The sequence below is a fragment of the Xanthomonas sp. WCS2018Noco2-27 genome, assembly GCF_031843525.1.
In the GTDB taxonomy this organism is placed as follows: Bacteria; Pseudomonadota; Gammaproteobacteria; order Xanthomonadales; family Xanthomonadaceae; genus Xanthomonas.
Genome location: NZ_JAVTIK010000001.1, coordinates 118657 through 144295 on the forward strand (window position 1 = coordinate 118657; position 25639 = coordinate 144295).

The 25639-nt window shown below is 64.7% G+C and carries 20 protein-coding genes, 2 other RNA genes and 1 pseudogene; 7 read left to right on the plus strand and 16 right to left on the minus strand.

Translation table 11 applies throughout. The features are described 5' to 3' along the window. The first annotated feature begins 216 nt into the window (after positions 1-216). Genes mmuP through RQH86_RS00535 form a run of 3 tightly spaced genes read left to right on the plus strand, consistent with a single transcriptional unit; the run spans position 217 to position 2741 of the window. Positions 217-1614: an S-methylmethionine permease gene (gene mmuP, locus RQH86_RS00525; protein WP_311239377.1), complete on the plus strand. Its 1398-nt coding sequence runs from the start codon at positions 217-219 to the stop codon at positions 1612-1614. Next, positions 1611-2573, plus strand: coding sequence for a homocysteine S-methyltransferase (gene mmuM, locus RQH86_RS00530; RefSeq protein ID WP_311239378.1), 963 nt, complete (start codon positions 1611-1613; stop codon positions 2571-2573). The genes mmuP and mmuM overlap by 4 nt, the downstream gene beginning before the upstream one ends. 30 nt (positions 2574-2603) lie before the next feature. Further along, entirely contained in the window at positions 2604-2741 is a 138-nt protein-coding gene (locus tag RQH86_RS00535) for a hypothetical protein (protein WP_311239379.1), read from the plus strand. A 54-nt stretch (positions 2742-2795) separates the two neighbouring features. On the opposite strand, the gene RQH86_RS00540 is transcribed toward RQH86_RS00535, so the two are convergent. The 4 genes from RQH86_RS00540 to RQH86_RS00555 form a co-directional block, all read right to left on the minus strand. Next, positions 2796-4745: a DUF885 family protein gene (locus RQH86_RS00540; RefSeq protein ID WP_115559471.1), complete on the minus strand. Its 1950-nt coding sequence runs from the start codon at positions 4743-4745 to the stop codon at positions 2796-2798. A gap of 218 nt (positions 4746-4963) precedes the next feature. Next, positions 4964-5040, minus strand: a non-coding RNA gene (locus RQH86_RS00545) — sX9 sRNA. 61 nt (positions 5041-5101) lie between these two features. Then, positions 5102-5878: a queuosine precursor transporter gene (locus RQH86_RS00550; RefSeq protein WP_115561693.1), complete on the minus strand. Its 777-nt coding sequence runs from the start codon at positions 5876-5878 to the stop codon at positions 5102-5104. Positions 5879-5882: 4 nt separating this feature from the next. Further along, positions 5883-6557 (minus strand): DUF502 domain-containing protein, encoded by a 675-nt coding sequence (locus tag RQH86_RS00555; protein WP_055845184.1) that lies wholly within the window; start codon positions 6555-6557, stop codon positions 5883-5885. Positions 6558-7004: 447 nt separating this feature from the next. Here RQH86_RS00555 and RQH86_RS00560 point away from each other — a divergent pair, with 447 nt between their 5' ends. Continuing rightward, entirely contained in the window at positions 7005-8366 is a 1362-nt protein-coding gene (locus tag RQH86_RS00560) for a hypothetical protein (RefSeq protein ID WP_311239380.1), read from the plus strand. Positions 8367-8705: 339 nt separating this feature from the next. Here RQH86_RS00560 and RQH86_RS00565 read toward each other — a convergent pair whose 3' ends face one another. Then, entirely contained in the window at positions 8706-10256 is a 1551-nt protein-coding gene (locus RQH86_RS00565; RefSeq protein ID WP_311239381.1) for an alginate export family protein, read from the minus strand. 378 nt (positions 10257-10634) lie between these two features. Here RQH86_RS00565 and RQH86_RS00570 point away from each other — a divergent pair, with 378 nt between their 5' ends. Further along, on the plus strand, positions 10635-10997 hold the full coding sequence (locus tag RQH86_RS00570) for a PadR family transcriptional regulator (protein ID WP_055845177.1): 363 nt from the start codon (positions 10635-10637) through the stop codon (positions 10995-10997). Beyond that, a complete protein-coding gene (locus RQH86_RS00575) occupies positions 10997-11911 on the plus strand; it encodes a sensor domain-containing protein (protein WP_311239385.1) in 915 nt (304 codons plus the stop codon). Before RQH86_RS00570 ends, RQH86_RS00575 begins: the two co-directional genes overlap by 1 nt. 133 nt (positions 11912-12044) lie before the next feature. Here RQH86_RS00575 and RQH86_RS00580 read toward each other — a convergent pair whose 3' ends face one another. Together RQH86_RS00580 and RQH86_RS00585 are read right to left on the minus strand one after the other, a co-directional pair. Further along, positions 12045-13388 carry a polyhydroxyalkanoate depolymerase gene (locus tag RQH86_RS00580; RefSeq protein ID WP_005993627.1) on the minus strand — a complete coding sequence of 448 codons (1344 nt, stop codon included), beginning with the start codon at positions 13386-13388 and terminating at the stop codon, positions 12045-12047. A 421-nt stretch (positions 13389-13809) separates the two neighbouring features. Further along, on the minus strand, positions 13810-14412 hold the full coding sequence (locus RQH86_RS00585) for a class I SAM-dependent methyltransferase (RefSeq protein WP_082473401.1): 603 nt from the start codon (positions 14410-14412) through the stop codon (positions 13810-13812). Positions 14413-14486: 74 nt separating this feature from the next. Between RQH86_RS00585 and RQH86_RS00590 the strand changes: the two genes are divergently transcribed. After that, positions 14487-14933: a CopD family protein gene (locus RQH86_RS00590; RefSeq protein WP_055845169.1), complete on the plus strand. Its 447-nt coding sequence runs from the start codon at positions 14487-14489 to the stop codon at positions 14931-14933. A gap of 29 nt (positions 14934-14962) precedes the next feature. Here RQH86_RS00590 and RQH86_RS00595 read toward each other — a convergent pair. The 9 genes and pseudogenes from RQH86_RS00595 to lpxD form a co-directional block, all read right to left on the minus strand. Then, a non-coding RNA gene (locus RQH86_RS00595) (sX9 sRNA) lies at positions 14963-15039 on the minus strand. A gap of 354 nt (positions 15040-15393) precedes the next feature. Beyond that, on the minus strand, positions 15394-16149 hold the full coding sequence (locus tag RQH86_RS00600; protein WP_055845166.1) for a tetratricopeptide repeat protein: 756 nt from the start codon (positions 16147-16149) through the stop codon (positions 15394-15396). A gap of 64 nt (positions 16150-16213) precedes the next feature. Beyond that, positions 16214-17173 (minus strand): acetyl-CoA carboxylase carboxyltransferase subunit alpha, encoded by a 960-nt coding sequence (locus RQH86_RS00605; RefSeq protein ID WP_055845163.1) that lies wholly within the window; start codon positions 17171-17173, stop codon positions 16214-16216. Between the two features lie 185 nt (positions 17174-17358). Beyond that, positions 17359-20949, minus strand: coding sequence for a DNA polymerase III subunit alpha (dnaE, locus tag RQH86_RS00610; protein WP_115527433.1), 3591 nt, complete (start codon positions 20947-20949; stop codon positions 17359-17361). 283 nt (positions 20950-21232) lie between these two features. Next, positions 21233-21886: pseudogene (locus RQH86_RS00615) on the minus strand (ribonuclease HII); the annotation flags it as partial. Positions 21887-21936: 50 nt separating this feature from the next. Further along, entirely contained in the window at positions 21937-23217 is a 1281-nt protein-coding gene (gene lpxB / locus RQH86_RS00620) for a lipid-A-disaccharide synthase (RefSeq protein WP_311260557.1), read from the minus strand. Positions 23218-23246: 29 nt separating this feature from the next. Beyond that, the gene (gene lpxA, locus RQH86_RS00625) at positions 23247-24038 is read right to left on the minus strand and encodes an acyl-ACP--UDP-N-acetylglucosamine O-acyltransferase (RefSeq protein ID WP_055845151.1); all 792 of its coding nucleotides are present in this window, start codon (positions 24036-24038) and stop codon (positions 23247-23249) included. A gap of 25 nt (positions 24039-24063) precedes the next feature. Next, positions 24064-24522 carry a 3-hydroxyacyl-ACP dehydratase FabZ gene (fabZ, locus tag RQH86_RS00630; protein WP_115512143.1) on the minus strand — a complete coding sequence of 153 codons (459 nt, stop codon included), beginning with the start codon at positions 24520-24522 and terminating at the stop codon, positions 24064-24066. Next, the gene (gene lpxD, locus RQH86_RS00635; protein ID WP_311240305.1) at positions 24519-25532 is read right to left on the minus strand and encodes a UDP-3-O-(3-hydroxymyristoyl)glucosamine N-acyltransferase; all 1014 of its coding nucleotides are present in this window, start codon (positions 25530-25532) and stop codon (positions 24519-24521) included. Before lpxD ends, fabZ begins: the two co-directional genes overlap by 4 nt. Between the last annotated feature and the right edge of the window lie 107 nt (positions 25533-25639).

Sequence of the window (25639 nt, forward strand, 5' to 3'; positions counted from 1 at the left end):
GGCGCCTGCGCAGGTAGCAAGCAGCGTGCGCGGGGCGGCAACGCTGCAGGCAGGCGCGGGTAACGTGTGTCAGACATGACGGTAGTCCGCAGGATCGGCACGCGAGCATACCCGCGTCTGCCTGAAGTGCTTGTACAGCGTCACAGCTCGCCACCGCATGGCTGTGCTCGCCTGCATGCGCATGGCAGGATGGTGCGCCGCCCATCAGACCGACGCATGCCAGACCCTTCTTCCAGCGCCGCACCGCAGTTCCAGCGCAGCATGCAGGTGCGCCATCTGGTGATGTTGTCGCTGGGCGGGGTGATCGGCACCGGGCTGTTCTTCAACACCGGCTACATCATCGCCAGCACCGGTGCGCTGGGCACGGTGATCGCGTATCTGATCGGTGCGCTGGTGGTGTATCTGGTGATGCAATGCCTGGGCGAACTGGCGGTGGCGATGCCGCAGACCGGGGCGTTTCATGTGTATGCGGCGCGCTATCTGGGGCCGGCCACCGGGTATGTGGTGGCGTGGTTGTATTGGCTGACCTGGACGGTGGCGCTGGGGTCGAGCCTGACTGCCGCTGCGTTCTGCATGCAGTACTGGTTTCCGCATAGCCCGGCATGGCCATGGTGTCTGTTGTTCTGCGCGCTGATCTTCGGCTTGAACACGGTGTCGGCGCGTTGGTTTGCCGAGGGCGAATTCTGGTTTTCATTGATCAAGGTGATCACGATTTTGGTGTTCATCGTGCTGGGCGGCGCGGCGGTGATCGGCCTGCTGCCGTTGGCCGATGGCGCGCCTGCGCCCGGATTGCGTCATCTGCGCGCCGATGGCTGGTTTGCGCACGGTACCTTGCCGATTTTGATGACGATGGTGGCGGTGAACTTCGCGTTTTCCGGTACCGAATTGATCGGCGTGGCTGCGGGCGAAACCGCGCAGCCTGCACGCGCCATTCCGCTGGCGATCCGCACGACGCTGGTGCGGCTGGTAGTGCTGTTCGTGGGTACCGTGCTGGTGCTTGCTGCCTTGCTGCCCGCCAGCCAGGCGGCCGTCGAGACCAGCCCGTTCGTGCGCGCGTTCGAGTTGCTGGGCATTCCGTACGCGGCGGATATCTTGAATGCGGTGATCCTGACCGCGATCCTGTCGGCGGCCAATTCCGGCCTGTATGCGGCGGCGCGCATGCTGTGGTCGTTGGCCAACGAAGGCACGCTGCCGGCACGCCTTGCGCGGCTGACCCGTCGCGGCATTCCGTTGCCGGCCTTGCTGCTGAGCATGCTGGGCGGTCTGCTGGCCCTGCTCACCGGCGTGTACGCGGCCGAGACGGTATTCGTTGCGATTTCCGCAGTGTCCGGCTTTGCGGTGGTGGTGGTGTGGCTAAGCATCTGCGCATCGCATTACCGCTTTCGTCAGCAGCTGGTCCGCGACGGGATTGCCTTGGAGACGCTGGCCTATCGCGCGCCGTGGTATCCGTGGACGCCGATCCTTGGATTCTCGCTGTGTTTGCTGGCCTGCATCGGGTTGGCATTCGATCCGCAACAGCGCATCGCGCTGTGGTGCGGCATTCCATTTGTGGCGCTGTGTTACGGCGCCTATGCACTGACCCAATGGCTCGCGGCCAGGAGACTGCACACATGACGATTCTTCCCCGCCAGCCGCGCGCAACTGCGCCGTTCAGTGCGGCGCTCCAGCACGATGGCTATGTGCTGCTGGATGGCGCGCTTGCCACCGAACTGGAACAACGCGGCTGCGATCTCAACGACGCGTTGTGGTCGGCGCGCGTGCTGATGGAGCAACCTGAGCTGATCTATCAGGTGCACCGCGACTACTTCGCTGCCGGCGCGCAATGCGCGATCACTGCCAGTTACCAGGCCACGCCGCTGGGCTTTGCGGCGCGCGGGCTGGATCTGGCGCAATCGCAAGCCTTGATCGCCCGTAGCGTGGCCCTTGCCGCACAGGCGCGCGCTGACCATCTGCAGGCGCAGCCGGACGCTGCGCCGTTGTGGGTGGCAGGCTCAGTCGGGCCATATGGCGCGTATCTGGCCGATGGCTCGGAATACCGTGGCGACTACGCATTGCCGCTGGCGCAGCTGATGGAGTTCCATCGCCCACGCATTGCCGCGCTGGCTGCCGCGGGTGTGGATGTATTGGCCTGCGAGACGCTGCCCTCGTCGAACGAGATCGTGGCGTTACGCCTGCTGCTGGAAGAGTTTCCGCAGCTGCATGCGTGGTTCTCTTTCACCTTGCGCGATGCCGACCATCTGAGCGATGGCACGCCGCTGGCGCAGGTGATGCCGGCGCTGGATGCCTGCGCACAGGTGATCGCGGTGGGGATCAACTGTATTGCGCTGGATCAGGTCACCGCCGCATTGCAGCGCCTATCGGCGCTGACCGCCTTGCCGCTGGTGGTGTATCCCAACTCGGGCGAGCACTACGACGCTGGCGACAAACGCTGGCATGCCGGCGATGCGCCCGCGTGCAGCCTGGCGGACCAGCACACGCAGTGGCTGGCCGCAGGCGCGCGGTTGATCGGTGGCTGTTGCCGCACCACGCCGCGCGATATCGCCGCATTGGCCGCGGCGCGGGCGGTGGATTGAGGGCGCCACCGTTATCGATGGCGCGTCTTGATGACGCGCCTCACAATCGGCGAGCGTGGCCGCTGCGGCACCGGCACCGGCACCGGCACCGGCACCGGCAACCGCAACCGGCACGTCATGCCGGTATTGCGCGACGCATGCCAAGCGCAGATCCGCACCCAGGCCTAACACCGGCCTGACCGCGACCGCCGATAACCCTTGCATCGGCCGCAAGCGTTGCCCTCAGCCTTTCTGCGCTGCGATCCAGCGCTGGATCTTGTCCTGCAGGATCTCCAGCGGCACCGAGCCATCCTTGAGCACTTCGGTGTGGAAGGCGCGGATGTCGAAGCGCGGCCCCAGCTCGCGCTGCGCCTGCTCGCGGAGCTGCGCGATCTTCATCTCGCCGACCTTGTAGGCCAGTGCTTGACCTGGGATGGCCATGTAGCGGTCGACTTCGGCTTCGGCGTCGATGCGGCTCATCGCCGAGTTGTCCAGCATGTAGTCGATGGCCTGGGTGCGGGTCCATCCCTTGCTGTGCAGGCCGGTATCGGCGACCAGCCGGATCGAGCGCCACAGCGCATTCTGCAGATAGCCGTAGGTGTTGTACGGGTCCTGATACAGCCCTAACTCCCGGCCCAGCGATTCGGCATACAAGCCCCATCCTTCGATGTAGGCGGTCTCGCCCCCGAGCCGACGGAACTTGGGCAGGTCGGTCAACTGCTGCTGCAGCCCGAGCTGGTAATGGTGGCCGGGAATCGCCTCGTGCAGGTACAGGCTCTCCGCTTCCCAGGTCTTGCGCGAGGGCAGGTCGGAGGTATTGACGTAGAAGATGCCCGGCGTGGCGCCAGTGCTGCCACCGACGCTGGGACGCATGTACGAGCCGCTGGCCGCCGCTTGTGCGCGCTGCGGTTCCACCGCGCGCACTTCCAGCGGCGGCATGTCCTGGCTGGCGAACAGGCGCGGCACCGCGCCTTGCACGCGCCCCTGCAGGCCACGGTAATACCCCAGCAGCTCGGTGTCGCTGCGGAAACTGAAGCGTTTGTCGGTCTGCATGAACTTGTAGAACTTGGGCAGGTTGCCGCGGAACTTGACCTGCTTGGCCAGCGCGGCGATCTCGCCCTGCAGGCGCGCGACCTCGTCCAGCCCGATCTGATGGATCTGCTCCGGGCTCAGGTCGGAGGTGGTGCTCTGACGCACGTCGTAGGCGTACCACGCCGCGCCGTTGGGTAGCGCCGCCAAGCCATCGGTGTCGCGGCAGGCGGGCAGGTATTCGGTGGCGATAAAGCCGCGCAGCGCGCGATACGCCGGCAGGATGCGCACCTCGATCATCCGCTTGTACTCGGCGGTGAGGCGTTGCTTGTCGGCCTCGGGCATATCGGCCGGCAGGTTGCGGATCGGCCCCCAGAACAGGCTGTCTTCGGCGCTGCGCGCAATGATCGCATCCAGTTGCGGCAGCACTTTCTGCATCAGCACCTTGGGCTGCACCACGCCGGCCTGCATGCCGGCGCGCATGTTGGTGATGGCCTGGTCGAACAGGTCGGGAATGCCGAGCGCACGCCGCGACCAGTTGTCGTAATCCTTGACCGTCTTGAACGGCTGCGCGCCGGTGCCGGAACCGAGCACCACCGCAATGCTGGCGATGTTGTAGAACTGGTTGATCGGCAGCATCCAGCTGGGGAACTGCTCGGCGGCCAGCGCACTGCGCGCATCGCGCACGAAGATCTGGTAGCTGAGCAGGTCCTGACCGCTCAGGCCGTCCGGCCCCAGCGCTTCGGCCTTGCCCAGCCACAGCACGGTGAAATCATGCGATTGCTGGCGGAACGCTGGCGAGAGGAAGTTGGGCAGCTGGTCGTTGTAGCGGCTCTCGCCCTGGAAGGTGGCCTGCAGCGGATTGAGCTTGAGCGAGGCGTCCCAGTACTGGTCGTAGAGCAGGTTGAGCTGCTGGGCCTTGGTCAGCACCACTGGCGCTGCGACTGCGCGTGGCCTGGCCTTGGCGGCCTTGCTGCCCTTGGCCGTCTTCGAGGCCTTGGCCGCCGGCTTGGTGGTCTTCTTGCCTTTGCTCGCCTTCGCGCGCGTTTGCGAGGTCTGTGCCTTGGCGGTCTTTTTCTTGGCCGCATCGGCGGGCGCTGCCACTGACAGGCTCAACACAGCGGCGAGGACCAGCGACAGCAGGCGGGAAAAGCTGAGGGGCATTACCGGCTCCGGAAACAAGCGAGCGGGGAGCTTGCCCGATCCGCACCGTTACGGCCAGCTATCCGGGGCATGCGGCGCACATGCAATTCAGATGCGGCACGGGCAGGCACAGTGCATCGCTGGAATGGTGCGCTGCGATAACGCACCGCGCAGCGTGCTGCCACGGGCACTGCCGGTCACCGGCAGGCAGTGGGTGGGCGAGGTGCCGCCTTCAGAGCGGCTAACGAAACCTAGCGAGCAGTCGTCAGGTGGGTGTGGACGGCACACTCAGAGTCAGCATGTACGCGCGGTCCATGCCGCACCGAACACCGGCCGCGCCCGCCTGGTGGTGAGTACGGTCGTTTTGCGAGCTGCTCTTAGTCGGCAGCGGCTTCTTCGCGCAGCTGCTCGGCGCGATCGGCGCCCAGATACGCGCTGATGGCGCGACGCGCGAGGTACAGCAGCGGAATCAGGGCGATCGCAAAGCCCATCTTGTAGATGTAGTTGAGCGTGCTCACCGCCAGAAACTGGTCGATAGACCAATGTTGCGGGCCAAGCACGAAGGCGATGTAGATCACCACGAAGCTGTCCACCAACTGCGACACCGCGGTAGAGCCGGTGGCACGCAGCCACACGTGTTTTTCGCCGGTGACCTTGCGGATGCGATGGAACACCGACACGTCGATCAACTGGCCGAACAGAAACGCCACCAGCGAGCCGCCGATCGTCCACAAGCCCTGCCCGAACACCGCGGCGAATGCGGCCTGATAGTCCGGCACACCCTGGCTCTGTGCTGCGGTCACCCACCAGCCGGCCGGTGCCAGGGCAATCGCCGCGAACGCAAACACGAAGCCGTAGCCGATCAGCGCCACCGCCACCCACGAGATGAAACGCACCCCGCGGCTGCCGAAGAACTCGTTGATGGTGTCGGTCATGATGAACACCACCGGCCATAACAAGGTGCCGGCGGTGAAGCTGAGCGAGCCGGTCTGCCCGAACAGATTCCAGTTCAGCGGTGCGATGCCGAGCGTGTCTTCCAGCGCGAAGATCTTGACGCCGATGAACTCGGCCAGCGCCGCGTTGACGCAGAAGAACGCCGCCAAGGCAATGAACAGGCGGACCGCACGATCGTCGAGGGTACGCGTGTGTGTCATGGCGTCAGCGATCCGCAGTACGGGTAAAGGGAACCGACTCCGGCGAAACCGCGCCGCCGGAGATGATGAAACTCATTGCCTGATCCACAGTCCAGTCGGTGGGCGTGAGCAGCTCCACCGGCACGATTTCCAGATAGCCGGAGGTGGGGTTGGGCGTGGTCGGCACATACACCGCCGCCAGCTCGCGGCCGGTGCCTTGCTCCTTGATCACGCGCGTGACCAGGCCGACCGACTTCATGTCGCGATGCGGGAAGTCGATCAGCACCACGCGCTGCGTGCTGCCGGGCTGGGTCTGCAGAATGTCGAGCAATTTGCGCGCGCTGTCGTAGACCACGCTGGCCAGCGGGATGCGCCGCATGATCGCCTCGAACCAGCGCAGCAGACGCTGGCCGATCACCCGCCGGCTCAGGATGCCGACGAACAGGATCGCCGCCACCGTGGCGACCAAGGCGATGGTGTTCTGCACCCACAGCGCCTTGATCCAGCCCAGGTAATCAGGAAACGAGGCAGCGATACGCCCGGACAGCGGTACCACCCACGGGCTGCTGATGCCAGAGAGCAGCGAAAAGACGAACTTCACCACCACCCAGGTCAGCCAGACCGGCAGCAAGGTGAGCAACCCGGTCAGAAACACGCGTTGCAGGGAAGGGCGGGTGTGCGGAGTGGGGGATTCAGACATCTGCGTAGTGTAGGCATTCGGCCGCGTCCGGTGCAGGGGAGGCCGGGATTCGGGATTGGGCAGTGGGGATTGGTAAAAGATGCATTGCTGCGTGGTGCAACGTTGCCATCGAGCAGTGAGACGTCGAGTGGCCACGGCTGCAGTAGGTCACCTCTTACTCCCGCCAGGAGAAGGGACGCGCGTCGCTGGATGCGCGTATGACAGCCGCGACTGCCTGGGTGACCGGCGCTGGTGCCGCTTTGCTCAAGTGAAACACGGGCTTTCGGCGGGTGGTCAGGAATGCGGTGTCTTGGCCTAGCCCGTCGCGTTTGTCGGTCGAACGGCTGTCGATGTTTTTGCATCCTGAAATACCTCGCTCTCGTTGTGTCGATGTGCCTTCGCTCAGTTGTCGCCTGCGCGCGCTATCGCTACTAAGATGGCTCCCTCTCCAGGGAAGGTTGAACACGCATGCTTGTCAGGTTTCTCAAGTCGGCGTTGCTGGGTGTTTGCATCCTGCTGGCAGCATTGGTGGCGCTGTATGCGGTCTCCAAACGCTGGCCGATTCCTGAGGCGCAACGCCAGGCGCTGGCGCAGCTGCGTCAACCGCCGCCGCCGTTGCGCGGAACCAATATGTTTGTCGCACTCTGGTCGCTGTCGTACGCCATGCCCGAGGCGCAGCGGGAGCACTTGCTGGCCGAGGATGTGGAACGGTTCAACCGGTTGCCGGCAGGTAGCCCCTTTCAGAGCGCTGCGCCGCTTCTTCCAGGCTCGCCGCGCTGGCCATCGTCTGCGCCCGCGCTGTGCAGTGCCAGCGCCGGAGGCTGTCTGGAGCGCGTGCGTCAGCACCCGCAGGCCTATGCCGATGCGCTGGCCGCCCAGGCGCCGTTGTTGGCCAGACTGCGTGCGCTGGCCGAGTACGCCGACTACCGCAGCCCGTTCCGCGCAGACATCAACGCACCGCTGCCGGAGCCACCACGGTTGCCGTTATCGATGACCGGCAACGCAGTGGATTTCGTGCAGGGACATACCTTGCAGGCGTTAGCGGGTGTCTGCGCCGATGCGCAGACTGCGCGAGTGTTGCTGCGCAGTGGCGACAATCTGGTGATGCCGTTGATCGGCGCGGCGATGTTGCGCGGCAATGCGCATCTGTTCGCCGACATGCTGGCCGAACTGCCTGCGCAGCACCCGTTGCCGGCGCAGTGCGCCACTGCCTTTGCGCCGCTGGCGGTGGAGGACATTGCGCTGTGCAACGCCTTGCACGGTGAGTCGCGCATGGCGTTTTCGCTTCTGCAGGAAAAGGTGCTCACGCAAGGTGAAAACCTGTCCTGGGAAGAGCGCATGTCGCTGCGCATGTTCGATCAGGAACGCACCCAGGCGTTGCTCGCACCCACCTATACCTGGGCCTGCAGCGCACCGGTGCGCACCTTGCTGGCGCAGGATCAGCCGGTGCCGCAGGCATGGATTCCTGCCCCTCAAACGGCATCGGTGGCTTGCGTCGCCAATGCGATGGGCTGTTTGCTGGCAAGTGCAGGGCAGCCGGACTACGCCAATTACCAGCACAAGATGCAGGACACCGCCGCTGCACTGCGCGCGCTGTCGGCGCTGCAGTGGCTGCGCGATCACCCCGCCGATGAAAGGCCGCTCGCGCAGCGGATTGCCGACCTGCCACCTGCGCTACGCGGGCAGGCACGTGCGCTGCAGCCGGGCCCTGACGGCAATAGCCTGCTGCTGCGGCAGTACGCACGGCCAGAAGGAAACGCGGCTGACGACCGCTGGCCGTTGGCGGGCAGTGCGCTTGCGGCAGAGCGCCGGGCGACGTCGATTCAGTAAGAAACGCGCTTTTTCGATGGCGCTGGCATGGGCAGGCCGATTGTGGATGTGTACCGCGGTTGCATGTGCAAAGCAGCTAGTTACGGCATCGGTCGACCGTTGGAGCCGCGCGACAATCAGTCGCCACACGTGACCGAACGCAGCGTTTGTCTGTTGCGTGCAGCGTGCAGCGTGCAGCGTGCAGCCTGCGAAAAGTGCGTGGCCATCAGACACACCAGCGCTGAAAACCAACATGCCGCGTCCTTGCGGGACGCGGCATGTGATCGAGCAACGACTTTTTAAAACAAAACGCCTGCACCTCGAGTCAGCGCAGTGCAGCGCGCTGACCAAACACCGCGTTTAGAAGCGGAAGTTCAACCACCCCATCACAAAGGTCGAATCGCCGTAGCCGGCTTTTTCCAGCGCTGGACCGGCCATCAGGTGCTCGGCGCGGAAGGTCACCGACCAGTTCGGATCGATGTTCCAGGTGGCGTTGATACGCGGCATGGTGCCGATGCGACGCTCGCCGGTGCTCTGGGTGCGTGCGTAGGCGCGTGCCTGGTTGTTGTAGATCGCATCGCTGGTGGTCTGACGCCACAGGGTTTCCCATTCCAAATTCACGGTGAGCTTGGAGGTGGGCGAGAACGTGAATGTCGGCGCAGCAGTGACCAGGTTCACCGGGCCGAAGAACGTGGCCCAGCTGAAGTAGATCGTGTTGCCATAGAGGAAATTGTTATTGCGCAGCGTGCCGGTGCCGGACGTGCCGCCGCCGCCGGAGGCGATTTCGCTATGGAAGCCCAGGCGCGGTTTCCAGCCGCTGTCGCTCAGCGTCCACGCATTGGAAGTGCTGGCCATATAGGCGCGCAGGTCGCGTCCGCCGAAGCTGCCGCGCTGCACGGTCACGAACGAATCGGTGCGCAGCTTGCCCACGTTGCCCCACAACCGCAGGCCGTAATAGTTGCGATTTTCTTCGGCGGTCTGGCGGCCCCAGAGCTGATTGTCGTTGCGGAACTGGTAGAAGAACGGCTCCAGATACATCGGCTTGGCGGTCGGCAACCGATAGCCACCCACCACGCCGCGGAAATGCCGCGAGCGGTCGATGCGGTCGTCGCCCAATCCTTCGGTGCCATCCAGGTTGAAGTTGAAATCGAACACATCCACGCGGGTCTTTTCGCCGATGGCCCAGGCGCGCACACCGTTGAAGGTCACGAAGATATCGGTGTTGTCGCGCAGCGCCATCAATGTGGTCGGGCCGTCGACGAACACCTGACGGCCGACACGCAGGCCGGTGTCGGCGCCGCCGCCGATGTTGCCCTTCACGTCGAAGAACACCTGTTGCAGGATCGCGTTGTTTTCCTGGGTGCCGGTCTTGGCGCCTTCGTTGCGTCCATCCAGGCTGCCGTGCGCCAGTTCCGTATACAGACGGAAGTGCTCGCCCACATGCAGGTCCGCACCGAAGAACGCGCGGAACAGATACTGCTGCTGCGAATGGCTGCCGGGAATCAGACCGGGATTGGTGATGGTATTGCTGCGCACGCGCAGCTCGTTGCTGAGCGAGACGTAGACATCGCCCGATGCATTGAGCGGGATGTACTTGAGCGGGTCGAACGGGCTCTTGCGCTTGGACGGATCCTTCAGATACGACCAGTCTTCGGCCCAGCGCACCTGCCACATGTTGCCGCCCTGTTTGGCGCCCCAGCCCTGCGCTTCGAGCGGATAGCCCTTGGCGGGCGCGGCGGTGACCGGCGGCTTGGCGGGTTCCGGCTGGGTCTGTTCGGCATTGGCCGGCGCCGGTTGTGTCTGCGCAAAGCCCAGTACCGGCAGCGCCAACCCGATCGCAAGGCACAGGCGCCGGGTGGCTCCAAAAGAAGTTTCAGCCATGGCCGGCTGCGCCAAGCGTGTCAATTGCATCGTGTTGCCCCATCGAAAAGTGAAAAACCCCTGAGCGAAACTTATCGGCACGGGGGACGTCGACTGTAGTAAAGCCGCGCCAGAAAGGCAGTAACCCAAAGGTTCTAAGCTCATGAACGCACTAGGGTTTGCGCAGGCGAGCGCTAGTGGAGCGGGGATTGGAGATTGGGCAGTGGGGATTCGCAATGGCGGCGATGCGGGATGCGGTGACTTCATTGCGATACCAACAATTGCTCAAGCGTGGCCGGCCGACCAAGCCTCGGCCTTGGCCTTTGCGAATCCCCACTGCCGACTCCCCACTCCCCGCCCATGACTACCGGCACATTCGCTATAGCTAGGTTCTACATAGCATCACCTTCGACCTAGCGGAGATGACCGATGACCGAGCCGGATGTCCACCTACGCAAATTCCAGAAGGAGCTGAGTGCCGGCACCGTGTCGCTGGCTTTGCTGGCGGTGCTGGCCCAGGCCGACGAACCGCTGTACGGCTATCTGATTGCCAAGCGGCTCGAGCATCTGGAAGGCGTGCTGAGCGGCAAGCAGAGTGCCTTGTATCCGGTGTTGCGCAATCTGGAAGGGGCGGGACTGTTGCACAGCCATATCGAGCCGTCCGCATCGGGGCCGCCACGCCGCTACTACCGCATTACCGACAGCGGGCGTGACTGCCTGCGCCAATGGACCGCCGCCTGGCGCGCCACCCGTGATTCCGTTGATTCAGTGCTGCAGGGGACACACCCATGATGACGACCTTACCGACACGTCCGTTGCCGACCACCATTGCCGACTACCTGCTGCAGCTGCGGCAGGCGCTGGTTGGTGCCGACCCGGCGATGATCCAGGATGCGCTTTACGACGCCGAAGAATATTTGCGCGCCGAGCTTGCCGAACAGAGCGGCAAGAGCGAAGCCGACGTCATTGCAGGGGTTGCCGCCAGCTACGGTGCGCCCGATGAAGTGGCCGAGATCTATCGCGAAACCGAGGTCACGGTCAGCCGCGCGTTGCGCCCGCCACTGCCGCCCAAGCGTCCTTCATTGATCGGCAAGTTCTTTGGCGTGGCCGCCGACCCGCGCACCTATGGCGCACTGTTCTACATGTTGCTGTCGCTACTCACCGGCGTGTTCTATTTCACCTGGGTGGTCACCGGGGTCAGCCTGTCGCTGGGCCTGTTGATCCTGATCATCGGCGTGCCGCTGCTGGTGCTGTTCTTCGGCTCGGTGCGCGTGTTGTCGCTGGTGGAAGGACGCATGGTGGAAACCCTGCTCGGGGTGCGCATGCCGCGTCGCCCGCAACATCCGGGCGTGCAAGGCGGCTGGCTACAGCGCATCGCTGCGATGTTTACCGACCTGCGGACCTGGAGCACGTTGCTGTACTTCGTGTTGATGCTGCCGTTGGGCAGTGTCTACTTCACGCTGTTTACTACTCTGCTAAGCGTGTCGTTGACGCTCACTGCTGCGCCGCTGGCGCTGTTCTTCGATCAAGGAGCGTCCATCACCTGGGACGGACAGGTGATCGTGATGCCGCTGATGGTGGTGCCGTTGTCTCTACTGGGGGTGTTGTTGCTGTTCGTCACCCTGCATGCGGCACGCGGGATAGGCACGTTGCACGGCATGCTGGCCAAGCATCTGCTGGTCAAAAGCGGTGATGCGGAGGCGTGATGATCGAGGGTGGCGTGCAACACGCGCGTGGCCTTAGCGCAGCGCACTTTGCATGACACGTTTTAAATTGCCTCTCGATTTTTCAGCATAAAAAAAAATTCCCGGACATGCCGGGGATTTTTTGTTGTGCAGATCAGGCGCGCTTGCCGCGTTTGCGGATCGGCGTGACGGTGGCCGGGTCGCGGCTGCCGACCGGGTCTGCGTCATAGCGCGCAATGAACTCCCGCACCTGCGGGTAGACCACTTCGCGCCAACGACGGCCGCTGAAGATGCCGTAATGGCCGGCACCTTCCACCACCAGATGGCGGCGGTGCGCCGCATCGATACCGGTGCACAGATCGTGCACCGCTTCGGTCTGGCCGAGGCCGGCGATGTCGTCCAGTTCGCCCTCGATGCTCAACAAGGCGGTGTTGCGGATCGCCGACGGCTTGACCAGCTGGCCGTCCACTTTCCACTTGCCCTGCGGCAGCAGGAAGTCCTGAAACACCACGCGAATCGTGTCCAAATAGTATTCGGCCGGCATGTCAAGCACGGCGTTGTACTCGTCGTAGAACTGCCGATGCGCCTGCGCATCCTGCAAATCGCCCTTGACCAGATCGGTGTAGAAATCCCAGTGCGACATCACGTGCCGATTGGGGTTCATCGACAGGAAACCGGCGTGCTGCAAAAAGCCCGGATACACCTGGCGGCCATGTCCCGGATACGGGAACGGCACGGTGTGGATCAGGTTGTTCTGGAACCACTCGATGCCGTTTTCCGTCGCCAGGTTATTGACCTGGGTGGGGCTGCGGCGTGCATCGATCGGACCGCCCATCATCACCAACGAGCGCGGCGTGGGCTCATCGTTGGTCGCCATCAACGACACCGCCGCCAACACCGGCACGGTGGGCTGACACACGCTCACCACATGCAGGCGTTCGGCGCCGATATGGCGGATGAAGTCCTGGATATAGGTGATGTAGTCCTCGAGCCGGAATGCACCGGCTTCCAGCGGCACCATGCGCGCGTCCACCCAATCGGTCACATAGACCTTGTGGTTGCGCAGCAGGGTCCGCACGGTGTCGCGCAGCAGCGTGGCGTGATGGCCGGACAACGGCGCCACCACCAGCACGGCCGGTTGCTCCTTCATCTTGCCGATCAGCTCGACGTGGTCGCTGAAACGCTTGAAGCGCAGCAGGCGACAGAACGGCTTGCTCAGGACCTCACGTTCGATGATCGGCAGCGAGTGGCCGTCGACCTCGACATCGTCCAGCGCCCAGGCAGGCTTTTCGTATTCCTTGCCCAGCCGATGGAACAGCTCATTGCTGGCCGCCATGCGTTCGGCGCCGGGAAGCGAGGCCCACAGACTGTCGGGGTCGGAAAACATCTTGGCGTTCGCCTGGGCCTGATGCACCCAGGGGGCTAGCAGATTGCGGGTCAGCTCATGCAGTTGATAAAGCATTCCACCCATCCGTGCGGTTTTGCTGCCGCGCAGCATACCGGGTTTGGCGCATTTGCACCTTAATGGGGCTCCGGACGGTAGAGGCTGTCACAAAAGCTAGGGCAGGCGTAAGCAGCTTTAGCTGCCGCTGGTCGTGGTCTTTCGAGCGGCTTCGCACGGCTTGAAGATCGCGTTCGCCGGCGGGGTAAGCCTCTGTCTCCCTGCCGGAGAGGGGGGTGAGGGTACGGGCGAAGCCACATGTGCATCCAACTTGCTGTGGCTTCGTCCGTACCCTCATCCGCCTCTGCGGGGCACCTTCTCCCGGTGGGAGAAGGAACAGCTCGCTGGGCTGGAAGATCGCGCTCGCCCGCAGGGTAACGGCGGGTCTGACAGGAGTAAGCCCTTCTCCCTGCGGGAGATTGGTGAGGGTACGGAGCGACGCTACACACGATAACTGCCTCAAACAGCCAACGCCGCGTCAACCATGCTCCAGCGCCGACGCCTCACCTGCCAACTGCGGCGACAACCAGCAATGCGAACCCAGCGCGGCGAAGCCGACGCTGGCAAAGCGTTTGCGATACCAGCGCGCCGGTCGTGGCTGAAAGCCGTCGTGGTCGCCTTCGAATGCGTCTTCCTGCGCAAACGTCTCGAGAAACGCCACGCCTGCGCACATGTCGGCCAGCCCCGGCAGGCCCTGGTTGAATTCGCGCGTGGGCACGTAATGCAGCACGTCCGAGCAGATCAGCAGGTCCACCGGTGCGCAGGGACGTAGCCAGGCGAAATCGCCAAAGCGGGCAGGGTGGATCTGACGGCTGCGTCCGTAGCGCTGCAAGGCGTATGCGCTGCTGTCGAAGCCCAGGTAGCTGAGCTTGGGCCGCAGCGCCAGCAAGGGGGCGCGCCAGGCAGCTTCGCCGCAGCCGATATCCAGCACGCTGCGGATCGGCCGCTCCAGGTAGTACTCGGCCTGTGTGACGGCGAGTGCGACCTTGCGTCGCAGCCGGGCCGGGTCGGCCAGCCCGGCATCGCGGTACCAGCGGCGGAAATACTGGGCGTCGTACTGTTTTTCGTCTGACTGCTGCATGGGGCTCAGCTGCTTTCGCGTGCGCGGATAGGTGAAAATGCGGGTCATCCTACGCGAGCCAGCGGAGCCAGCGCATGACCCTGTATTTGTGGATCAAGACCTTCCATCTGTTGTTCGTGATCGCCTGGATGGCAGCGGTGTTCTACCTGCCGCGCATTCTGGTCAACATCGCTGAAGCCGGCAGCGAACCCTCCGTGCGTGCGCGGCTGGTGCTGATGGGCCGCCGCCTCTACAGGTTCGGACACAGCATGCTCGGTCTGGCGCTGCTGCTGGGCGCGGTGCTGTGGCAAGGCTACCGGGTGATTCCAAATTTCCCCACGATGGTGACCGGCGGCTGGCTGCACGCCAAGCTGTTCGCGGTGGCGTTGATCCTGGCGCACTACATCGTGGCCGGACGCTGGCTGAAGGGCGTGGATCAGGGCCGTGCGGTCCCGAGCGGTCGGGCGTTGCGCTTGTTCAACGAGGTGCCGGTGATTCTGCTGGTCGGCGTGATCTGGCTGGTGCTGGCGAAGCCTTTTTAAGCGGTGATGCGCGCTAGGCGGCGTGGAGCGGCTACCAAAACATGGCGAGCAGTGGTCCGGTAGGCGTGGACGGCGCGCCATGAGCAGGATTATCCGTGTAGCACAGGCCGCACCGCGCAGCAGCCGCGCCTGCCTGCCTGGCTTGGAGCGCAGTAGGGTTGCTAGCTGCTCTTGGCGCCGCGGTGTCGGCATGCGCCAGATGCTGAAGTCGCCGCGACGCAGGCACATCGACGGATGCCGATGCGTTCGCTGGAAAAAACACTGCGGGCTGGCGGAGCACGGCCTGCTGTGCAGCCGTGCGCTGCATGCTCTGCAGCGATCGCGCAGCACTTCCGGACAAGCAACACGATGCTCGTCATTTGCGATATCCCGCAGCGGAGTGCGATTGGCTTGCACTCCATCTACGCAGCCAGTGCGCCAGCATCGCGACGGATAGGCGCACGCAAAACGCAGGCCTGACTCAGGCGATCGAACTCAACTCGCTCAGACCCTTGCGTGCCTGATCGATCCAGCTGCGCTGCTCGCGCTGGTAATGTTTGGGCGAGGCCGCAGCGCGACGCACCACCTGGTCGAACACGGCCTTGGCTTCTTCCGGGCGCGCGGCGCGTTTTAGTAACTGCGCATAGCGCACGCGTGCTTCTTCGCCTGGGTAGCCCTGCACCAGCGTCTCGTACTCGTGCAGCGCTTCTTCGATGGTGCCGCTGCTTTCCACCGCGCGTGCGTACAGCAGATGCCCGTCATGCGAGCGGAAGTTGGGGTTCGCGGCGATCAAGGCATCCAGGGTCTGGCGTGCCTGCGCGGCATTGCCAAGACCGAACTGCGCCTGCGCCAGCCCCAGCATCAGGTCCGGGTCGTCGCGATACAGGCCACGCAAGGCGCCTTCGTACACCTCGGCGGCCTGCGCATAGTTGCCCTGTTCGAGCAGCGTGCGTGCCAGCTGGCGGCGGTTTTCCGGGGTGTCGGAGACATCCAGTTTGCGTGCGGCATCGCGCTGGTCGCGCTGCGGGTCCAGCTTCCGGCGCACGCGCTGCAAACCACGCCGTGCGGTCGGGTCGTTACGCATGTCCGGGATGACCGCGACAAACGCATAGATCAACACGGCCAGATACGAAAACGTCAGCAGGATCAAGATCCAGTACAGCGGCCGGCCGCTGCGTACGACATGCACGCAGCAGGCGATTTGCAACACGATCGACAGCAGAATGAGTGGGCTCATGCCGGTAGGAGTCCTTGTCCTTGGTGCAAGTTCCTTAAGGCTCCGCCACGCGGAGCCGCAGGATTCAGTTTCCTTCGTAGGCGCCGTAGCTGCGCAGACGCTCGTAGCGTTGTTGCAGCAGTGCTTCGACCGGGATTTTCTCCAGCGCGTCCATCTCGTTGAGCAGCACGGCCTTCAGGCGCTTGCCCATCTGCTCGGGATTGCGGTGTGCGCCGCCAGTAGGCTCGCGGATCACCTTGTCGACCAGACCCAGGCCCTTGAGGCGCTTGGCGGTGAGGCCGAGCTGTTCGGCGGCGTCCTTGGCCTTGCCCGCATCCTTCCACAGGATCGAGGCGCAGCCTTCGGGCGAAATCACCGAGTAGGTGCCGTATTCCAGCATCAGGGTGCGGTCGCCGACACCGATGGCCAGCGCGCCACCGGAGCCGCCTTCGCCGATTACGGTGCAGATCACCGGGACTTTCAGCTCGGCCATTTCCAGCAGGTTGCGCGCAATCGCTTCGGACTGGCCGCGTTCTTCGGCACCGATGCCGGGATAGGCGCCGGGGGTGTCGATGAAGGTCAGCAACGGCAGACGGAAGCGCTCGGCCAGCTTCATCAGGCGCAGCGCCTTGCGGTAACCCTCCGGACGCGGCATGCCGAAATTGCGCGCCACCTTGGTCTTGGTATCGCGGCCTTTCTGGTGCCCGATGATGACCACCGGGCGGCCGTCGATGCGGCCCAGGCCACCGACAATGGCCTTGTCGTCGGCATAGGCGCGGTCGCCGGCCAGCTCCTGGAATTCGTCGCAAATGGTGTTGATGTAGTCCAGCGTGTAGGGGCGCTGCGGGTGGCGCGCCAGCTGCGAGATCTGCCACGACGACAGGTCGCGGAAGATCTGTGCGGTGCGCACGCGAGCCTTGTCGCGCAGCGCCCGCACCTCGGTCTCCACATTGACTGCAGGCCCGGTACTGGCGTTGCGCAGTTCCTGGATCTTGGCTTCCAGATCGGCGATGGGTTGCTCGAAGTCGAGGTAGTTAGGATTCATGCAATGGCGTCGTCAACGTAAGGCGGGGAGTGTAGCGGAAGCGATGTCTGCGGCCCGTACGGAGCCGTTCGGTTGCAGGGATTGGGCATTGGGGATTCGGGATTTGCAACGGCGGTCTACGGCCGTACCGAAGCCGTGGGACTGCTCCTGCGAATCTCCAATCCCGAATTCCCAATCCCAGCCCCTCACGCCCACGGTGGGCTGTACTTGATCTTCAACGTACGCACCGCCGGATCGGCGCGCAGGCTGTCCATCAGGTGCTGGTCGATGCGCACCGAGTTGCTGCCATTGAGATCGAGCATGCCGGCGACGCCGCCGCCGGGGGCGCGCAGCAGCAGGTCCAGACGTAGCGGCGTCTTGCCGGGGCGGTGCTTGGCCAGCAGGGCATCGATGCGCTTGAAGGCCTGTTTTTCACGCAGATCCAGGCGCAGCGACAGTCGTTGCGCATGCTCGGCGCAGATCTGCTCGTAGTCCCAGCATTGGCGGATGCGCAGGCTGTAGCCGCCGTTGAATTCGTCCTCGCGCAGGCCGCCCTTGACGATCAGGATGCGGTCGCGGGTGAGCAGGTGGCCGAATTCGGCCATCGCATCGGAGAACGCGCTGCATTCCACCCGCCCGCGGCCATCTTCCAGCTGCACGAAGACCTGGCTGTCGCCCTTGCGGCGCACGCCGATCACCTGGCCGGCCAGAATGGCGCTGACTTCCGGGCGCCAGGCGCGTTTTTCGCCATCGCCGCCACCCCCGCCGCCGCCGCGTTGCTGCGAGGCCAGGATCTTTTCCAGCGACCCAAGATCGCAGCCGACCAGCTCGCGGACTTCGTCGCGGTGCGGGTCGAACGGGTGACCACTGAGGTAAAAACCCAGCGTTTCGCGCTCGCCGGTGAGCAATTGGCCCAGCGGCCATTCCTTGCTTTCGGGCAGGTCCAGACGCAGCGCCGGCGCACTCGTATCTGCGCCGCCGAACAGTGAGTTCTGGCCGGAGGCGCGTTCGCGCGCCATCTGCTCGGTCGCCTTCATCACTTCCGGCAATTGCAGCATCAGCGAGGCGCGGTTGCTGCCCAGGCCATCCATCGCGCCGGCATTGATCATCGCTTCCAGCGTGCGGCGGTTGAGCTTTGCGGTGCCTACGCGCGTGCAGAAATCCAGCAACGTGGTGTACGCGCCGCCGCGTTGGCGCTCTTCGACAATCGCCTCGCATGCGCCGTGGCCCACGCCCTTGATCGCGCCCAGACCATATTGAATGGTGTCCGGGGTGGCGGCCTCGAACATATAGGCCGATTCGTTGACGCGCGGCGGCTTGACGGTGAGGCCGAGGTTGCGCACCTCATCGAGAAAGCCGACCACCTTGTCGGTGTTGTCCATGTCCGAGGACAGCGTCGCGGCCATGAATTCGGCCGGGTAATGGCGTTTCAGCCACGCGGTCTGGTAGCTGACCAGCGCGTAGGCGGCGGCGTGCGACTTGTTGAAGCCGTAGCCGGCGAACTTCTCCATCAGGTCGAAGATTTCGTCGGCCTTGGCCGCACTCACGCCGCCCTTGGCTGCACCTTCGCGGAAGATTTCGCGGTGCTTGGCCATTTCGGCCGGCACTTTCTTGCCCATCGCACGACGCAGCAGGTCGGCGCCGCCCAGCGAATAATCGCCGACGATCTGCGCCATCTGCATCACCTGCTCCTGATACACCATGATGCCGTAGGTGTCTTTCAGGATCGCTTCGGTGCGCGGATCCGGGTAGATGATCTCCTGCTGGCCGTGCTTACGCGCGTTGAAGTCCGGGATCAGGTCCATCGGGCCGGGGCGGTACAGCGACACCAGCGCGATCAGGTCTTCGAAACGGTCCGGGCGCGCGTCCTTGAGCAGGCGGCGCATGCCCGAGGATTCGAACTGGAATACCGCACCGGTATTGCCCGAGGCGAACACGCCCTTGTAGGTGGGCACGTCGTCGAGCGGAATGGTGGTGATGTCGACCGGGTCGATGCCGGCGCGCGCGTGGCGCACGTTGATCGCCTTGACCGCCCAGTCGATGATGGTCAGCGTGCGCAGGCCGAGGAAGTCGAACTTCACCAGGCCCACTGCTTCGACGTCGTCCTTGTCGAACTGGGTGACCGGATTTTTGCCGCGGCCGTCTTCGTCGTGTTCGGCGAACAGCGGGCAGAACTCGCTCAGCGGTTCGGGTGCGATCACCACGCCGCCGGCGTGCTTGCCGGCGTTGCGGGTGAGATCTTCGAGCTGGCGCGCCAGGTCCATCAGGTCGCGTACGTCGTCTTCGACCTGATAACGCTGGATCAGATCCGGCGAGGCCATCTCCGAATCCTTGCCTTCGCCCATCGCATCCTTGAGCGTGATGCCCAGGATGTTGGGGATCAGCTTGGCGACGCTGTCGACCAGACCATAGGTGAAGCCAAGCACGCGCCCGGCGTCGCGCACCACCGCCTTGGCGGCCATGGTGCCGTAGGTGATGATCTGGCTGACCCGCTCGCGGCCGTACTTGCGCGCCACGTAGTCGATGACTTCATCGCGGCGATCCATGCAGAAGTCGATGTCGAAGTCGGGCATCGACACGCGCTCTGGATTCAAGAAGCGCTCGAACAGCAGGTTGTACGGCAGCGGGTCCAGATCGGTGATCTGCAGTGCCCAGGCCACCAGCGAACCGGCACCGGAACCGCGGCCCGGGCCGATCGGGATGCCCTGATTTTTGCCCCACTGAATGAAGTCGGCAACGATCAGAAAATAGCCGGGGAAGCCCATCTTGATGATGGTGTCCAGCTCGAATTCGAGCCGGTCGACATAGTCCTGGCGGGTCTTGCCGGGCGCGATCGGGCTCTTTTCCAGTCGCGCGGCCAGACCGTCGCGCGACTGGCTGCGGATCCAGCTGTCCAGTGTCTCGTCTTCGGGCACCGGATAGGCCGGCAGGAAGTAGGTGCCCAGGCGCATCTCGATGTTGCAGCGCTGCGCCAGCGCATGCGTGTTGTCGATCGCATCGGGCACATCGGCGAACAGCGCGGCCATTTCATCGCCGGACTTCAGGTACTGCTGGTCGCTGTAGTCGCGCGGGCGCTTGGGGTCGTCCAGCACGCGGCCGGAGGAAATGCACACGCGCGCCTCGTGCGCATTGAAGTCGCTGGCATACAGAAAGCGCACATCGTTGCTGGCCACCACCGGCAGCCCGCGCACGCCGGCGGCATGCAGGGCGAACTGGTTGAAGCGTTCTTCGCCCTCGCGCCCGGTGCGGGTCAGCTCCAGGTGCAGGCCATCGCCGAACACGCGTTGCCAGTCGGCGAGCTGTTGCTCGGCCAGATCGGCGCGGCCCTCGGAAAACAGGCGGCCGGCCAGGCTGTCGCGGCCGGCCAGGGCGAACAGGTTGGCGTGCCCGGCCTGCAGCCATTCCGGGTGGATCGCCACGCCGCCTTCGGGGCGGTGGCCTTCCATCCAGGCGCGCGTCAGCAGCCGCGACAGGCTCAGGTAGCCCTCGCGGTCGCGGCACAGCAGGGTCATACGCCAGGGCGTCATGTCCGGGGTGGCGATCATCACGTCGGCGCCGGCAATCGGCTTGATGCCGACGCCTTCGGCGGCCTTGTAGAACTTGACCAGCGCGAACAGGTTATTGAGGTCGGTGACCGCCAGGGACGGCATGTCGAGCTCGACCGCGCGGCTCAGCAGGTTGGCCTGCTTGGCCTTTTTCGGGTCAGCCTGATCCGGTTTCTCGGGCACGCGGATAGTGGAATCCGCCAACGAGAACTCGGTGTGGACGTGCAGATGGACGAAACGGGAAGTGGACATGCGAGACCGGAATAATGCGCGGTCAGGGTACCGGCGGGGGCGGGGACGAACAAGGCTTGACAGGTGGGTGCGGGACGCGGGATCGGGCAGCAGGGACCCGGAAAAGCGCTGAATCGCCAGCTGCCGGGGCCTTGGGGAGGCATTTGGCTGATGAGGAATTCAGGTTATGTGCGGGTAGAACGATCCATGCCTGCAACCCCATCGACGGATTGCACAATGTGCAGATGTTCCGATCACAGGTCCCGAGGAAAAACCAAACCAACGGTGCCAGAACGCCCGCCGCCTATGGCCGGACAACCAGCTCCACGACCTGCAGCTGTTGCGGGTCCCCGGTCCCCGGTCCCGGGTCCCGACTTTCACGGCCTTCCAGCGCCAGCCGTACCGGCGCAAAGCTGCGGCGATGTTGCGGACACGGCCCATGGGTGCGCAGCGCGGTCAGATGCACCGGCGTGGCATAGCCCTTGTGCTGGTCGAAGCGGTATTCGGGATGCTGCGCGTGCAGTTCGTGCATCAGCCGATCGCGGGTGACCTTGGCCACGATCGATGCAGCCATGATGGCGCGGTCCAGCGCGTCGCCGCCGATCAGCGCCTCGGCCGGGCAGGGCAGTCCTTTGGGCACACGGTTGCCGTCGATGCGCGCAAACCCGGCCACGTGCGCCACGCCTTCCACCGCCCGCCGCATGCCCAGCATGGTGGCCTGGTAGATGTTGATGCGGTCGATTTCTTCGCTGTCGATCAACACCACCGACCACGCCAGCGCCCGGTCGACGATGCGCGCATACAACTGCTCGCGGCGCTCGGCGCTGAGCTGCTTGGAATCGTCCAGCCCGTTGATGCGCGGCTTGCTCGGGTCGAACACCACCGCCGCCACCGCCACCGGCCCGGCGAGCGGCCCTCGGCCGGCTTCGTCGACGCCGGCGATGAGCCGGGAATCGGGAATCGGGACCCGGGACCCGGGAAACAGCGACAGTTCGGTGCGGGAAGCTTTCATCCAGAGTCGCTCGCCCCGGTCCCCGGTCCCCGGTCCCCGGTCCCGACCAGCTCTGCCACCGCATCGGCTGCGCGTGCGGAGGCGTCGCGGCGGAGTTCGGCGTGCAGGGCCAGATAACGCGGTTGCAGGGCGGCGACCTTGTCGGGGTGCTTGAACCAGTCCAGCAGCGCCACGCACAACCGTTCCGGGGTGCAGTCGTCCTGCATCAGCTCGGGGGCGAGGTCGGCGTTGGCCAGGATGTTGGGCAGCGCGTAGCGGTTGACCTTGAGCAAGCCCAGCGTCTTGACGATGCGATAGGTCAGCGGCGCGACCTTGTAGCCGACCACCATCGGCCGCTTGACCAGCATCGCCTCCAGCGTGGCGGTGCCCGAGGCCAGCAGCACCACATCGGCGGCCAGCATCGCGGTGCGCGCCTGGCCGTCGAGCAGGTGCGAGCGCATCACCGGCAACGAACTGCGCGACAGCTGTTCGGCCAGCAACTGCTTGCAGCCCGGGTTGGCGGCGGGGACCAGCACATGCAGGTTGGGCAGGTGCTCGGAGACCAGCCAGGCGGCCTGGAAGAAGGTGTCGCCCAGCTTGCTGATCTCGCCATGCCGGCTGCCCGGCAGCACCGCCAGCACGGTGCTGGAGGCGGAAATTCCCAATGTGGCGCGGGCCGCCTCGCGGTCGGCCTTGTAGGCGATGTCGTCGGCCATCGGGTGGCCGACAAAGCGCGCATCCACGCCGTGCTTGGCGTAGATCGGCGGCTCCATCGGGAACAGGCACAGCACCAGGTCGGCGCTGGCGCCGATCTTCTCGGCACGTTTCTCGCGCCATGCCCACACCGACGGGCTGACGTAGTGCACGGTGCGAATGCCGCGCTGCTTGAGCCAGCGTTCGACCGGTAGATTGAAATCCGGCGCATCGATGCCGATGAACACGTCCGGCTTCCACGCCAGCACGCGCTCGCGGAAGGCGCGGCGCAGCTTGAGCAGGCGCGGCAGATGGCGCAGTACTTCGGTCAGCCCCATCACCGCCAGCTCGCTGGCATCGAACCAGGTCTGGCAACCGGCACCGCGCATCGCATCGCCACCGATACCCACGAATTCCGCATCGGGATACCGCAGCCGCAACTGCGCAATCAGCCCGGCGCCCAGGATGTCGCCGGAGGCTTCGCCGGCGATCAGGGCAATGCGGGGCGCGCGCTTGCGCGCGCTGGGAATCGGGAGTGGGGAATGGGGAATCGGTCGTGCAGTCGGAACGCTGCCGACCGACGGGCCGTTGCGCTGGCCGTCCACGATTCCCGATTCCCGATTCCCCATTCCCGTCATCGCAGCAACGGCCTTTCTGCCGCTTCGATGAACTCGAGCATGCCGCGGACGTCTTCGCTGTCCTTGGCTTGTTCGGCCAGTTGCAGCTTGGCGTCGGCCAGCGGCAGGCCGGCGACGTACAGCGTGCGGTAGGCGCGCTTGATGGCGGTGATGCGCTCGGCATCGAAGCCGCGGCGCTTGAGGCCTTCGCTGTTGATGCCGCGCGGGCGGCCCAGCGACTCGCTGCCGACCATGGTGAACGGCGGCACGTCGCCATTGGTCAGCGCGCCCATGCCCAGGAAGGCGTGTGCGCCGATACGGCAGAACTGATGCGCACCGGCAAAGCCGCTGATGATCACGTAATCGCCCACGGTGACGTGGCCGGCCAGCGTGGTGTTGTTGGAGAACACGCAGTGGTTGCCGACATGGCAGTCGTGCGCCACATGCGTGTAGGCCAGCATCCAGTTGTCGTTGCCGACTACGGTGATGCCGCCGCCGCCGCCGGTGCCGCGATTGATGGTGACGAATTCGCGGATCACGTTGCCGTCGCCGATCGTAAGCTCGGTGCGCTCGCCGGCGTACTTCTTGTCCTGCGGTTCGCCGCCGATCGCCGCATGCCCGATGAAGCGGTTGTTGCGGCCGATCCGGGTCGGGCCGTGGATCGAGCAATGCGGCCCCACCTCGGTCCCGGCACCGATGTGGACATCGGCGCCGATCAGGCAGAACGCGCCAACGCGCACGTCGTCGGCCAGTTGCGCCGACGGGTCGATGACGGCGGTGGGATGAATCAAAGGTGTCGAATCACGCATCGTGTCTCACTCCGGGAGCGGGTCATTACCTGGCGCCGGCGCACATCACCTCGGCACTGGCCACAATTTCGCCGTTGACCTTGGCCTCGCCATAGAAGCATCCCACATTGCGGATCAGGCGCTTCATCTGCACCTCCATGATCAGCACATCGCCGGGGATCACCTGCTTGTTGAAGCGCGCATTGTCCACCTTGACCATGTAGAACAGCTGGGACAACGCATCGCGGCCCAGGCCGAGCTGGGTCATCACGCCACCCACCTGCGCCAGCGCTTCGATGATCAACACGCCCGGCATCACCGGACGGTTCGGGAAGTGGCCCTGGAAGAACGGCTCGTTGATGCTGACGTTCTTCTGCCCGACGATGCGCTTGGCTTCCAGGTCCAGTTCGATGACCCGGTCGACCAGCAGAAACGGGTAGCGGTGCGGGATCAGCGTCTGGATCTGATTGACGTCGATCGGCAGCTCGTAAACGGGGTAACTCATGCGTTCTCCTTGCCCACAGCCAGGATGCGCCTTGCCAGCGCATCGAGTTGTTTGAAACGCGCGGCATTCTTGCGCCACGTGCGATTGTCGGTGAGAGGGGTGCCAGACGAATATTCGCCCGGCTCATGGATGGAATTGCGCACCACCGACTTGCCGGTGATCACGACCTTGTCGCAGATCTCCAGGTGGCCGACCACGCCGACATGCCCGCCGAGCAGGCAATAGCGGCCGATCTTGGCGCTGCCGGCGATGCCGGTGCAGCCGGCGATCGCGCTGTGCGCGCCGATCCGGCAGTTGTGGGCGATCTGCACCAAGTTATCCACGCGCACGTCTTCTTCCAGCACGGTGTCTTCCAGCGCGCCGCGGTCGATGCAGGTGTTGGCGCCAATCTCGCAGTCGTCGCCGATCACCACGCCGCCCAGCTGCGGCACCTTGATCCAGTGGCCGGCATCCATCGCCAGGCCGAAGCCATCGGCGCCGATCACCGCGCCGGGATGAATCCGCACGCGCTTGCCCAGCCGCACCCGGGTGACCAGGGTGACGCGGGCGATCAGCTCGCTGCCATCGTCCACCACGCAGTCTTCGCCGATGATGCTGCCGGTGCCGATGATGCAGCCATCGCCCACGCGGCTGCGCGCACCGATGCTGACGAACGGGCCAACATGCGCGCCAGGCGACACCTGTGCGCTGGGGTCGATCACCGCCAAGGCATGAATGCCGGGCTCGCGCACCGGTGCCACATCGAACAACGCGGCGATCTTGGCGAATGCGGTGTACGGGTCCTTGGCAACCAGCACGGTGCTGTGCGCCGCCTCGGCGTCCTCGGCGCTCACCACCACTACGGCAGCCTGCGTGTCAGCCAACTGCGGCCGATAGCGCGGGTTGGACAGGAAGCTCAGCTGGCCCGCTCCGGCGTGCGCCAGCGTCGCCACCCCGGTGACCTCGGTCGCGCCGTCGCCCACGACGGTCAGACCAAATTGTTCGGCAATCGCACTGGCAGTCAGGGGCATCAGGTGAACCTCGCGTAAACAGTAAGTGGCTGTTTTTACGGAAAAAAAACATCGCCAAAAATTCGCTAAACAGTCAGGCGTATCTGTTGCCTGGCCGCAACCGAGCG

Coding starts and splice junctions, on each gene's coding strand:
- mmuP (WP_311239377.1), top strand. CDS start 217: ATGCCAGACCCTTCTTCCAGCGCCGCACCGCAGTTCCAGCGCAGCATG.
- mmuM (WP_311239378.1), top strand. CDS start 1,611: ATGACGATTCTTCCCCGCCAGCCGCGCGCAACTGCGCCGTTCAGTGCG.
- RQH86_RS00535 (WP_311239379.1), top strand. CDS start 2,604: ATGACGCGCCTCACAATCGGCGAGCGTGGCCGCTGCGGCACCGGCACC.
- RQH86_RS00540 (WP_115559471.1), bottom strand. CDS start 4,745: ATGCCCCTCAGCTTTTCCCGCCTGCTGTCGCTGGTCCTCGCCGCTGTG.
- RQH86_RS00550 (WP_115561693.1), bottom strand. CDS start 5,878: ATGACACACACGCGTACCCTCGACGATCGTGCGGTCCGCCTGTTCATT.
- RQH86_RS00555 (WP_055845184.1), bottom strand. CDS start 6,557: ATGTCTGAATCCCCCACTCCGCACACCCGCCCTTCCCTGCAACGCGTG.
- RQH86_RS00560 (WP_311239380.1), top strand. CDS start 7,005: ATGCTTGTCAGGTTTCTCAAGTCGGCGTTGCTGGGTGTTTGCATCCTG.
- RQH86_RS00565 (WP_311239381.1), bottom strand. CDS start 10,256: ATGCAATTGACACGCTTGGCGCAGCCGGCCATGGCTGAAACTTCTTTT.
- RQH86_RS00570 (WP_055845177.1), top strand. CDS start 10,635: ATGACCGAGCCGGATGTCCACCTACGCAAATTCCAGAAGGAGCTGAGT.
- RQH86_RS00575 (WP_311239385.1), top strand. CDS start 10,997: ATGACGACCTTACCGACACGTCCGTTGCCGACCACCATTGCCGACTAC.
- RQH86_RS00580 (WP_005993627.1), bottom strand. CDS start 13,388: ATGCTGCGCGGCAGCAAAACCGCACGGATGGGTGGAATGCTTTATCAA.
- RQH86_RS00585 (WP_082473401.1), bottom strand. CDS start 14,412: ATGCAGCAGTCAGACGAAAAACAGTACGACGCCCAGTATTTCCGCCGC.
- RQH86_RS00590 (WP_055845169.1), top strand. CDS start 14,487: ATGACCCTGTATTTGTGGATCAAGACCTTCCATCTGTTGTTCGTGATC.
- RQH86_RS00600 (WP_055845166.1), bottom strand. CDS start 16,149: ATGAGCCCACTCATTCTGCTGTCGATCGTGTTGCAAATCGCCTGCTGC.
- RQH86_RS00605 (WP_055845163.1), bottom strand. CDS start 17,173: ATGAATCCTAACTACCTCGACTTCGAGCAACCCATCGCCGATCTGGAA.
- dnaE (WP_115527433.1), bottom strand. CDS start 20,949: ATGTCCACTTCCCGTTTCGTCCATCTGCACGTCCACACCGAGTTCTCG.
- lpxA (WP_055845151.1), bottom strand. CDS start 24,038: ATGCGTGATTCGACACCTTTGATTCATCCCACCGCCGTCATCGACCCG.
- fabZ (WP_115512143.1), bottom strand. CDS start 24,522: ATGAGTTACCCCGTTTACGAGCTGCCGATCGACGTCAATCAGATCCAG.
- lpxD (WP_311240305.1), bottom strand. CDS start 25,532: ATGCCCCTGACTGCCAGTGCGATTGCCGAACAATTTGGTCTGACCGTC.